This is a genomic window from Methylobacterium amylolyticum (genome assembly GCF_030700245.1).
In the GTDB taxonomy this organism is placed as follows: domain Bacteria; phylum Pseudomonadota; class Alphaproteobacteria; order Rhizobiales; family Beijerinckiaceae; genus Methylobacterium.
This window is the reverse complement of sequence record NZ_JAUYZI010000097.1, coordinates 1-10,340: the sequence shown is the minus strand read 5'-3', so window position 1 is coordinate 10,340 and position 10,340 is coordinate 1. Positions and strand designations below refer to the sequence as shown.

Genomic DNA, 10,340 nt, shown 5'->3' with positions numbered 1-10,340 from the left:
GGCGCGATCGTCCCCTGGAACGCCCCGGCGCAGCTCGCCGCGCTCAAGATCGCCCCGGCGGTCTGCGCCGGCAACACGATCGTGCTCAAGGCCGCCGAGGACGCGCCGCTCGCCGTGCTGATGATCGCCGAGATCTGCCAGGAGCACCTGCCGGCCGGCGTCGTCAACGTGGTCACCGGCTACGGAAAGGAGTGCGGCGAGCCCCTGGCCGCCCACCCGCTGGTGCGCAAGGTCAGCTTCACCGGCTCGACCGCGGTCGGCAAGGCGATCATGCGCGCCGCCGCCGAGCGGATCGCGCCGGTCTCCCTCGAACTCGGGGGCAAGAGCCCGTCGATCGTCTACCCCGACGCCGACGAGGATTGGGTGCTCGACGGGATCATCGCCTCGATGCGGTTCACCCGCCAGAGCCAGTCCTGCACCGCCGGATCGCGGCTGTTCCTCCACGCCGACATCTACGACGGGTTCCTCGACCGGCTGGTCTCCCGGGTCTCGGCCCTGACGATCGGCGATCCCCTGGACGAGGCCACCGACATCGGCGCGATCATCAACGAGCGCCAGTTCACGAAGGTCTGCGGCTACGTGGCGGACGGGCTGAGCCGGCCGGAGGCGCGCCTCGTCACCGGCGGCCTGCCGCCCAAAGACGGCCCGCTGACCCGCGGCTACTTCGCGCTGCCGACGATCTTCGCCGACACCTCGAACGACTGGCGGCTCGCCCGGGAGGAGATCTTCGGGCCCGTCCTCGTGGCGATCCCCTGGCGCGACGAGGACGCGGCGATCCGCATGGCCAACGACAGCCATTACGGGCTCGCCGCCTACATCTGGTCCCGCGACATCGGGCGGGCGCTGCGGGCCGCCCACGCCGTCGAGGCCGGCTGGGTCCAGGTCAACCAGGGCGGGGGCCAAGCGCTCGGCCAGTCCTACGGCGGCATCAAGGAGAGCGGCATCGGCCGCGAGATGTCGCTCGAAGGCATGCTCGACAGCTTCACCGAGACGAAGAGCGTGAACGTCAACCTCGCCCTGCCGCCGCCGGCCGCCCGTTGACGATGGAGAGAGACGTCCGATGAACCTCTACCGATTGCTGCGGGAGCGCCAGGAGGCGGGCCGGCCGGTGACGGTCGCCCTGATCGGCGCCGGAAAGTACGGGACGATGTTCCTGGCCCAGGCCCGCACCACGCCGGGGATGCAGATCGTGGCCGTCGTCGACCTCGACGTGACGCGGGCGGCGCGGCAGCTCGCCGCCTGCCACTGGCCGGCGGAACAGACTGCCGCCCGCTCCTGTGAGGACGCGATCCGCACCAGCCGGACCTACCTCACGGACAACGCCGACGCGGTGATCCGGGCGGGGGGCATCGAGGTGATCATCGAGGCCACCGGCGATCCGCGCACCGGCATCCGCCTCGCCCTCGCGGCCATCGCGGCGGGCAAGCACGTCGTCATGGTCAACGTCGAGGCCGATGTGGTCGCGGGGCCGCTGCTCGCCCGCAAGGCCGCACAGGCGGGCGTCGTCTACTCGCTGGCCTACGGCGACCAGCCGGCAATCGTCTGCGAGCATGTGGATTGGGCCCGGGCCTGCGGCTTCCGGGTCGTGGCGGCGGGCAAGGGCACCCGCTACCTGCCCCGCTTCCACCAATCGACGCCGGACACGGTGTTCGACAACCTGCCCGGCCTGATCGAGATCGAGGACAGGTCCTCGATCAACCCGAAGATGTTCAACAGCTTCGTCGACGGCACGAAGTCGGCGATCGAGATGACGGCCATCGCAAACGCAACCGGCCTCAAGGCGCAGACGCAAGGCCTCGTCTTCCCGCCCGCGAGCCGCTTCGAACTCGCTGACGTGCTGCGCCCGAAGGACGAGGGCGGCAGCCTGGAATTCGCAGGCGTGACGGAATGCGTCTCGTCCCTGACCCGGGACGGGTCGAGCATTCCGCACAACCTCGCCCACGGCACCTTCGTGGTGGTCGAGGCAGCGGAGGACAGCGCCTACACCCGAGAATGTTTTCGCGAGTACCACATGCTGCCCGACGCGAGCGGGCGCTACGCGGCACTCTACCGGCCGATCCACTTCAGCGGCCTGGAACTCGGCATCTCGGCGGCCTGGGCGGCCCTGCTCGGGCAGCCGACCGGTGCGCCGTCCTGCTTCAGTGCCGATGTGGCGGCGACTGCCAAGCGCGACCTGAAGGTCGGCGAGACCCTCGACGGCGAGGGCGGCTACTGCGTCTGGGGTCGGCACTTGCCGGCGGACCTCTCCCTCGACGAGGGCTACCTACCGCTCGGGCTGGCGCATCAGGTGAGACTCATCCGCGACGTGCCGATGGGCGCGGGCGTGCGCTGGGACGACGTGGCCTTCGCCGCGGGCGATCCCGTCGTGGCGCTCCGCCGCGAGATGGAAGCCGCCTTCGACCCTCGCCGGGCCTAAGGCTGCGTCCACCCATTCACCCGAGGAAGGACCCCGCCATGCCGACGCGCCGCACCCTGCTCTCCGCCGCCATCGCGGCGCCGGCCCTCATCCGGTTCGGGGGACGGGCTGCGGCCGGGCGCGACCTGAAGATCTCGCACCAGTTCCCCGGGGGCACGGACGAGGAGGGCGATTTCCGTGACAGGCTCTGCCGGAAGTTCGCCACGGCGTTGCGACAGCGCTCCGAGGGCGCGCTCACGGGAACCGTCTATCCGAACGCGTCCCTGATGAAGACGAATGCGCAGTTCGCCGCGCTCCGCAAGGGCGCCCTCGACCTGAGCCTCTTTCCGCTCGCCTACGCCGGCGGCCAGATCCCTGAACTCAACATCGGGCTGATGCCCTGCGTCGTCGGGTCCTACGCCCAGGGCACAGCCTGGAAGACGGCACCGGTCGGGCGCAAGCTTAACGGGTTCCTGGCCGAGAAGGGCATCGTGATCTTGTCCTGGGTCTGGCAGGCGAACGGCGTCGTCTCGCGCGCCAATCCGATCGTGGTGCCCGAGGACGTGAAGGGGCTGAAGACACGGGGTGGCTCCCGGGAGATGGATGTCCTGCTCCTCGCGGCCGGGGCCGCGACGCTGCCGCTGCCCTCAAACGAAATCTACGCGGCGATGCAGACGGGGGCGGTGGACGCCGTCGTCACCTCGTCCACCAGCATGATCTCCTTCCGCCTGGAGGAGACGGGCAAGCACCTGACCACGGCGCGCGATCGCACCTTCCTGTTCACCTTTGAACCCCTGCTGATGTCGAAGGCGATCTTCGATGCCCTCGCGCCGGGCGAGCGTGACCTGATCATGGCTGCTGGCGCCGAGCTGGAGCCATTTGGGACGGCGGGCTCGAAGGCCGACGACGACAAGGTCGTGAAGGTCTTCCGCAAAGCCGGGGGCCAGGCGCGGGACATCGATGCGGGCTCGTTCGAAAAGTGGCAGGCGCTCGCCCGCACCTCGACTTGGAAGGACTATGCCGGGAAGAGCGCCGAGGCAGCCGACTTGCTGAAGCTCTCCCAAGACGTCTCGGCCTGAGCCGGACAGCGTGATGGGTGGGATCGATATGACCGGACGGATCATCGCGGAGGCTTCGGACGCCCACGCGACTCTCACGATCAGCCAGCCGGAGCGGCGCAATGCTCTGACGGTCGCGATGTGGCAGGATCTGGCGCAGCATGTCCGGGCGCTCTCCGCGAGCGACGCCATGCGCTGCATCGTCGTCCGCGGCGCCACCGCAGAGGCTTTCTCCGCGGGCGCCGACATCTCCGAATTCCACGCCGAACGCGCGACCCGAGAGCAAGTCGTCCGCTTCCATGAGGAGTATGTCGGCGGTTGCCTCGGGGCGATCGCCGACTGCCCCGTGCCCGTCGTCGCCGCGATCCGGGGCGCGTGCTTCGGTGGGGGCCTGGAGATCGCCGTCGCTTGCGATCTCCGCATCGCCGCGCAGGGGGCCCGCTTCGGAGCGCCGGTCGGACGCATGGGCTTCCCGCTGGCGCTGGGCGAGACCGAGGGTCTGTTCCGTCTCGTTGGGCCGTCCGTTTCAGCGGAGCTACTGATTGAGGGCCGCCTCTTCGACGCCCGGACGGCCTATGAGAAGGGCTTGGTGTCCAGGGTCGTCGAGGCGGAGGATTTCGACCGCGCCGTCGCCGAGACGGTCGAGAATATCTGCGCGAGCGGCGTCTTTGCGGCTCGGTCGCACAAGCGCCAGATCCAACGGCTGATGCGGGATGCCGCCCCCGTGACGCGCGCCGAGAGGATGGAGGAGTACGGCTTCGCAGAGATCGGGGAGTACAGGCGTGGCGTCGAGGCGTTCCTGGCCAAGGCGGCCCGCCGGACCCGCTGAGCCGCGCGAAGATCATTGAGAGCTATGCGGGAGATTGGGTGACGCGGGGAGCGTGGAGGCGGCGTATCGAGGCGGGTGTCGAGCCTGCCAGAACCTCTCAGCGAGAGCGATACGCCTATGGAGACTTCTACCAACGTCGTCCGGCTTCGTCAGCCTGATGCGATCGAGGATCCCCTGACCGAAGTGCTACGCGCGGGCGCACGCCGCCTGCTCTTCCAGGCCGTGGAGATGGAGGCGGAAGCCTTCCTGACGGCGATGCAGGACCTGCGGCTGCCGGACGGGCGGGCTCGGCTGGTTCGACACGGCCATGGGCCGGAGCGGACGATCCAGACGGGGATCGGCCCGGTGCCGGTGCCGGTGGCGCGGGTGCGCGTCCAGGATCGCGGTGCGACGGGGGCCGAGAACCGGGTCCGGTTCACGTCGACACTCCTGCCGAAGTAGGCGCTGCGGACCCGCAGACTCGATGCGCTGCTGCCGGTGCTGTACCTGCGCGGCGTCTCCACCGGCGATGTCCAGGAGTCCCTATTCGCCTTGCTTGGGCGTGAGGCCCCGAACCTCTCGCCCGCGGTCGTGACGCGGCTGACGGCAAGCCTTCGCGGACGAGTACGCCCGCTGGCAAGGCCGTGATCTCTCGGCCCGCCGCTACGTCTCCGTCCGGGCGGACGGGGTCTACCTCCAGGCGCGGACGGAAGAGCAGGCCGAGTGCATGCTCGTGCTAATCGGCGCCACACCGGAAGGCGGATCAGCGTGATGTCTTGAGGGCGAAAGGGCTGAACAGGCCGGGCATGGGTTGTTGTACGCGGCGACCGACAGCGGCACCCGTAGAGTGCCTGTGAGACTATCCGTCCGATAGCCAACGGCTGAGCTGTCAACCTGCGCGATCGTCGGCCTCCTTCGATGCGATGACCGCCGGCCGTGATAGAGGGACGCTGTTGCGGAAGACTGACAGAGGGGCAGGTATCACAAGCATAATCGCCTCTCAAACCATTTCCGGATGATTAGATCGGTTTGGTCCTGTGAGGCCACAAATGGAAGAGGGTGTGGTGCCGCAGCGTATCTGGATCGTCTTCGAGGTGGCGGCATCGCGCTTCGATGAGGGTTTGGAACTCGGCCATCGTCTTGAAGTGCTGGTTGACGATGGGCTCGTCGACGAGGCGCCAGAGGTGCTCTGCGGGCTGGAGTTCGGGCGTGTAGGGCGGCAGGTAGACGAGCCGCAGGCCGTCGGGCACGCGCAGTCCCGGTTTGGTGTGCCAACCGGCCCCATCAAGCAGCAGGATGAGCGTGCGCTGGGGGCCTGCACCGGCCTCGCGGGCGAAGGCAGCCAGCAGGCGCTCGAACAGCGGCTTGGAGACACCGTTGCCGACGTACCAGTGGCTCTCGCCGGTGGCCGGCGCCACGAAGGCGGTGACATAGAGCCACTCGTAGCGGTGATGGCCGAGCGCGGTCGGCCTCTGCCCGCGCGGGGCCCAGACCCGGCGGGTGACCGGCTTCAGCCCAATCCGGTGCTCGTCGGTGCAGAAGACCGCGACTGGGCGGCCGGGATGACGCGCTTCTTCCTCGGCGAGCGTGGCGGCGAGTTTTTTTGAAGGCGGCCTGCTCTGGAGGGCTGGCGGCGGCGGGGTTCTTGGGACGCGGGGCCTGGAGCGAGCAGCCGGTCGCCTGCAGCGCTTCCCAGGCCCGCTGCGGGGGGACCGAGACATGGCCGAGTTCCCGGGCCATCCAGACTGCGATCTTGGGTGTGGTCCACACGCCTCCGTCGGGCGGCGGCGTCTCAAGGCGCGTGCGCAGGCCGTCCAGAAGTTCGGGCGTCAGGAGCCGCGGGCGCGAGCCGTTGCGTCGGCGACCGTCCCCAGCGCGTCAAGATCGAAGGCGTTGTAGCGGCTGGCGAGTTGCTCCAGCCAACGCTGGGCGAAGCCGGTCGTGGCCGCGACCTCCGACAGCACGCGACCCTGCGCCAGAAGCCAGATCACCTGGTAGTGGCGCGCGGCGCACGCCTCCTGGCTCGTCCGGGCACGCCAACCCAGTTCCTCCACGCTCAGATGATCGGCGATGTAAGCCATGCCCGCCTCCGCGATCCATGGCCCAATCGCTAGAGCGGCGGCCGACCGGGTTGAGTCGGGTGGGGGGGGTCACGGGCGGCGTCCCGTGATTCCGTGCGGGGCTTTCTCCCGGGAGAGCCGCATGCCCTCAGCCCTGTCCGTCGATCTGCGCGAGCGTGTCGTGGCCGCGATCGAGGCGGGGGCCTCGCGGCGTCAGACGGCCAAACGCTTCGGGGTCGGCATCGCCAGCGCAGTCCGCTGGCACGCAAGCTTCCGGCAGGAGGGGCGGATCGCGCCCAAGCCGATGGGCGGCGACCAGCGCTCGCAGGCGATAGAGGCCCAGGCCGAGCGGGTCGTGGCGCTCTACGAGGAGCGACCCGAGTGCTTCCTGTGGGAGTTGCGCGACGCGCTGGCCGAACGCGGCGTGCCAACCAGTACAAGCGGGCTGTCGCGCTTCTTCGGGCGCCACGCCATCACGCGCAAAAAAAGACCGCGCACGCGGCCGAGCAGGAACGGGCGGATGTGAAGGCGGCGCGTCAGGACTGGTTCGCGGGGCAACTCGATCTCGACCCCGACGCGCTGGTGTTCCTCGACGAGACCGCCGCCCACACGAACATGGCCCGCCGCTACGGCTGGGCGCCGCGCGGCGAACGCTGTCGTGCCGCTGTACCGTGCGGGCACTACAAGACCACCACCGTCACCGCTGCCCTGCGCACCACAGGCCTGTTCGCCACCGCGCTCCTCGACGGCGCCACGAACGGGCAGCGCTTCCGGACCTACGTCGCAGACACCCTGGTCCCGGCGTTGCGCCCCGGCGACATCGTCATCCTCGACAACCTCACTGCCCATAAGGTCGCGGGCGTGCGCGAGGCCATCGAGGGGGCGGGCGCACGACTGCTCTACCTGCCTGCCAACAGTCCTGATTTTAACCCGATCGAGATGGCTTTCGCGAAGCTGAAGGCGCTGCTGCGCTCGGCCGCCGCCCGCACCGTGACAGACCTCTGGGCCGCCATCCAAGCAGCCTTCGCTGCCTTCACCCCAGACGAGTGCCGCAACTATCTCACCGCCGCAGGCTACGACGCATATGATCCAACCTGATCGGGCACCGCTCTAATCCCATCCAACGCTCACGGGAATCCGTCCGAGCCAATCATCCAGAAACGGTATCAGTCAACCCGCGGAAAGGCTGACGCTCCGGATTGACAGGCGATGGCCAGTTCCAAGCAAATTCCGCGTTTCAGGCACTCATCCCGCCCGGCACTTCGGTGATCGACGACGACGCATCGTCCCGCAGCAATGCGCGCTGGCGTTCGAACAGAGCGCGGTCGGTCTCGGCCTGCGCCGAGCGGTCGAGGATCGACACGATCACGCAGGTCGCGAGCGCCAGCGGCAGCGTGATCAGGGTCGGCGGGTCGAGCGGGAAGATCGGCTGGGCGAAGCCCAGCACCTTCAGCCAGACCGGCGGCCCGAGGATAGTCAAGACCAGCGCGCTGACGAGCCCGACGCTGCCGCCGACCACGGCGCCGCGGGTGGTAAAGTCCTTCCAGTACATGGCCAGGATCAGCACCGGGAAGTTCGAGCTTGCGCTGATCGAGAAGGCCAGCCCGACCATGTAGGCGATGTTCTGTTTCTCGAAGGCGATGCCGAGCAGCACCGCCGCGATGCCGACACCGAGGGTGGCGTACTTGGCAACCCTGACCTCGTCGGCGTCACTCGCCGAGCCGCGCTTGAGCACGTTGGCGTAGAGGTCGTGCGAGACCGCCGAGGAGGCCGCGAGCGTCAGCCCCGACACCACGGCCAGGATGGTGGCGAAGCCGATGGCGGAGTTCAGCCCGAGCAGGACGTTGCCACCGAGCGCGTGCGAGAGGTGGATCGCCACCATGTTGCCGCCGCCAATCGGGGCGCCGTTGGCCCCGAGATAGGCGGGCGTCGAGCCGACGATCGCAAGCCCGCCGAAGCCGATGACGAAGATCAGCGAGAAGAAGTAGGCGACGATCGTGCAACCCCAGAAGGTCGAGGTGCGGGCTGCACGCGCGTCCGGCACGGTGAACACCCGCATCAAGAGATGCGGCAGCCCCGCCGCCCCGACGAACAGCGCGAGCGCGAGCGACACCGTCGACCAGGGTGAGGCGGCAAAGGTCGATGGTTGCAGGATGGCGCTATGCTTGGCGTGGACCTCGACCGCCTGGGCGATGATGCGCTCGTAGCTGAAGCCGAAATGGGCCAGCACGAGCAGCGCCGTGAAGGTGGCCGCGCACAGGAGCAGGATTGCCTTGATGATCTGCACCCAGGTCGTTGCCACCATGCCGCCGAACATCACGTAGCAGATCATCAGGGCGCCAACGCCGAGCACCGCGTATAGATAAGGCAGACCGAACAGGAGCTGAATCAGCTGACCCGCGCCGACGAGCTGCGCGATCAGGTAGAAGGCCACGATCGAGAGCGAGGACAGCGCGGCCAGGGTCCGCACCGGACGCGGCGCCAGCCGGAACGCGATAACATCTGAGAAGGTATATTTGCCGAGCCGGCGCAGTTGGTCGGCGAAGAAGAAGACGATCAGCGGATAGCCCAGCGTGTAGCCGACCGCATAGACGAGGCCGTCGAACCCAGTACCGAAAATGAGGCCGGACAGGCCTAAGAACGCCCCGGCCGAGATCAGGTCGCCCGCGAGCGCGAACCCGTTCTGCGTACTCGAGATCTGGCCACTCGCGGCGTAGTAGTCGGCGGCCGAGCGCGTTCGGCCCGCCGCCCAGTAGGTTATGGCGAGCGTGAGCGCGACGAAGAAGACGAAAAAGGTGATTGCCGTGACGTTGAACCCGGCCGCGGGTGGGGCGACGGGCGTCTGGGCCAAAGCCGCACCACCGCCGCCGCTGAGGAGCCACACGAAGGTCGCCAGGAGGCGGGTCATCGCTTGTCCTCCGCCGCGTTCGCAATCAGCACGTGCAGGCCCGTGCATAGGACGGAGGTCCAGATCAGACCGATCGCATAGAGGAACCACAGGCTTACCGTGCCGCCCGCGATAACCGGGCTCGCCAGTAGGCCCGGCGCGAATGCGGCAAGCCCCATGAAAAGAAAGAACAGGAACCCGAGAAAGGTGAGCAAAACCACGCCCGCTTGGTAGGGGTTCACCCGCACGGCACGCGCTCCCAACTTGATTCTTGGGAGCCTAGCCGCCGGTGTGCGCCCAGTCCATCCGGATCCCGAAGAGATCGACAGCAACCGATGCCGACACTTCGGTCAATGCGATACAAGATTCGTCAGCCGATGAGTGCGCCGCGCGTTGCCAGCCCTCTCGTAGGCCCGTAAGCCCGAGTATCCCGCTCGCCTCGTGAGGTGCTCATGTACCGTCTGATCAGCGCGACCCCGAGCCCCTACGCCCGCAAGGTGCGAATCCAGCTCGCTGAGAAGTGCATCCCATTCGAGCTGATTACGGAAGTGCCGTGGAACCGCGACACCGAGACGCCGAAGTACAATCCGCTTGAGAAGCTGCCGGTGCTGATCTGCGACGACGGCGAGAGCGTCTACGAGTCCCGTTTCATCAACGAGTGGGTGGAGTTTAAGCACCCGACGCCTGCGCTGATGCCGAAGGATCCGGATGCTGTCCTTCTCACCAAACGCTTCGAGATCTTGGCCGACGGCATCTGCGACGCCTGCGTGCTGGTCTTCTGGGAACGCGCGCGGGCCGAGACCGCGCAGAGCCGGGAATGGACCGCGCGTCAGCTCCGCAAAGCGGCGGGCGGCCTGCGCGAGATCTCCCGAATGCTCGGCGACCACGAGTACTGCGTCGGGGACCGTCTGACGCTCGCCGACATCGCGGTTGGCAGCTGCATCGGCTGGCTCAACGTGCGCATGCCGGAGAACACGTGGCGCGAGGACCATCCGAACCTCGCCGCTCTGCAGGATCGGCTCGAGTCGAGGCCCTCTTTCCAGGCCACGGTGCCGTATGCGCAGGTCATCAGCGATCCGGTGGTTTGATCTTTCGACCGACGGGAGATCCGCTGAGGATATTGGGCGACGTT

Annotated in this window: 9 protein-coding genes and 3 pseudogenes; 7 read left to right on the top strand and 5 right to left on the bottom strand. The window is 68.1% G+C overall.

What is annotated here, in order from left to right; genetic code table 11:
- The 5 genes and pseudogenes from Q8W71_RS31690 to Q8W71_RS31670 form a co-directional block, all read left to right on the top strand.
- The coding region (locus Q8W71_RS31690; protein WP_305529324.1) for an aldehyde dehydrogenase family protein at positions 1–1,041 on the top strand (1,041 nt) is incomplete at its 5' end.
- 19 nt (positions 1,042–1,060) lie between these two features.
- The gene (locus tag Q8W71_RS31685) at positions 1,061–2,416 is read left to right on the top strand and encodes an NAD(P)H-dependent oxidoreductase (protein WP_305529323.1); all 1,356 of its coding nucleotides are present in this window, start codon (positions 1,061–1,063) and stop codon (positions 2,414–2,416) included.
- A gap of 38 nt (positions 2,417–2,454) precedes the next feature.
- Positions 2,455–3,474 (top strand): TRAP transporter substrate-binding protein DctP, encoded by a 1,020-nt coding sequence (gene dctP, locus Q8W71_RS31680; protein ID WP_305529322.1) that lies wholly within the window; start codon positions 2,455–2,457, stop codon positions 3,472–3,474.
- Positions 3,475–3,487: 13 nt separating this feature from the next.
- Entirely contained in the window at positions 3,488–4,282 is a 795-nt protein-coding gene (locus Q8W71_RS31675; protein WP_305529321.1) for an enoyl-CoA hydratase/isomerase family protein, read from the top strand.
- A gap of 117 nt (positions 4,283–4,399) precedes the next feature.
- Positions 4,400–5,021: pseudogene (locus tag Q8W71_RS31670) on the top strand (transposase); the annotation flags it as partial.
- A 259-nt stretch (positions 5,022–5,280) separates the two neighbouring features.
- Here the strand turns inward: Q8W71_RS31670 and Q8W71_RS33045 are convergent.
- The 3 genes and pseudogenes from Q8W71_RS33045 to Q8W71_RS31660 form a co-directional block, all read right to left on the bottom strand.
- Positions 5,281–5,820 (bottom strand): annotated as a pseudogene (locus Q8W71_RS33045) (IS630 family transposase); the annotation flags it as partial.
- Between the two features lie 97 nt (positions 5,821–5,917).
- Positions 5,918–6,001: pseudogene (locus Q8W71_RS33040) on the bottom strand (hypothetical protein); the annotation flags it as partial.
- Between the two features lie 89 nt (positions 6,002–6,090).
- The gene (locus Q8W71_RS31660; protein WP_305529319.1) at positions 6,091–6,342 is read right to left on the bottom strand and encodes a hypothetical protein; all 252 of its coding nucleotides are present in this window, start codon (positions 6,340–6,342) and stop codon (positions 6,091–6,093) included.
- A gap of 121 nt (positions 6,343–6,463) precedes the next feature.
- Between Q8W71_RS31660 and Q8W71_RS31655 the strand changes: the two genes are divergently transcribed.
- Positions 6,464–7,419 (top strand): IS630 family transposase gene (locus Q8W71_RS31655; RefSeq protein ID WP_305529318.1). Its coding sequence is split into 2 segments (ribosomal slippage): positions 6,464–6,809 and positions 6,809–7,419, totalling 957 coding nucleotides; the frame shifts between segments, so codons are not numbered across the junction.
- 139 nt (positions 7,420–7,558) lie between these two features.
- On the opposite strand, the gene Q8W71_RS31650 is transcribed toward Q8W71_RS31655, so the two are convergent.
- Both Q8W71_RS31650 and Q8W71_RS31645 read right to left on the bottom strand, forming a co-directional pair.
- Complete coding sequence (locus Q8W71_RS31650) at positions 7,559–9,229, bottom strand: sodium:solute symporter family transporter (protein ID WP_305529317.1); 1,671 nt, start codon at positions 9,227–9,229, stop codon at positions 7,559–7,561.
- Positions 9,226–9,456 (bottom strand): DUF485 domain-containing protein, encoded by a 231-nt coding sequence (locus Q8W71_RS31645; protein ID WP_305528370.1) that lies wholly within the window; start codon positions 9,454–9,456, stop codon positions 9,226–9,228. Before Q8W71_RS31645 ends, Q8W71_RS31650 begins: the two co-directional genes overlap by 4 nt.
- A gap of 204 nt (positions 9,457–9,660) precedes the next feature.
- Here Q8W71_RS31645 and Q8W71_RS31640 point away from each other — a divergent pair, with 204 nt between their 5' ends.
- Positions 9,661–10,296, top strand: a complete 636-nt coding sequence (locus Q8W71_RS31640) for a glutathione S-transferase C-terminal domain-containing protein (RefSeq protein WP_305528371.1) — start codon at positions 9,661–9,663, stop codon at positions 10,294–10,296.
- Positions 10,297–10,340: the final 44 nt, after the last annotated feature.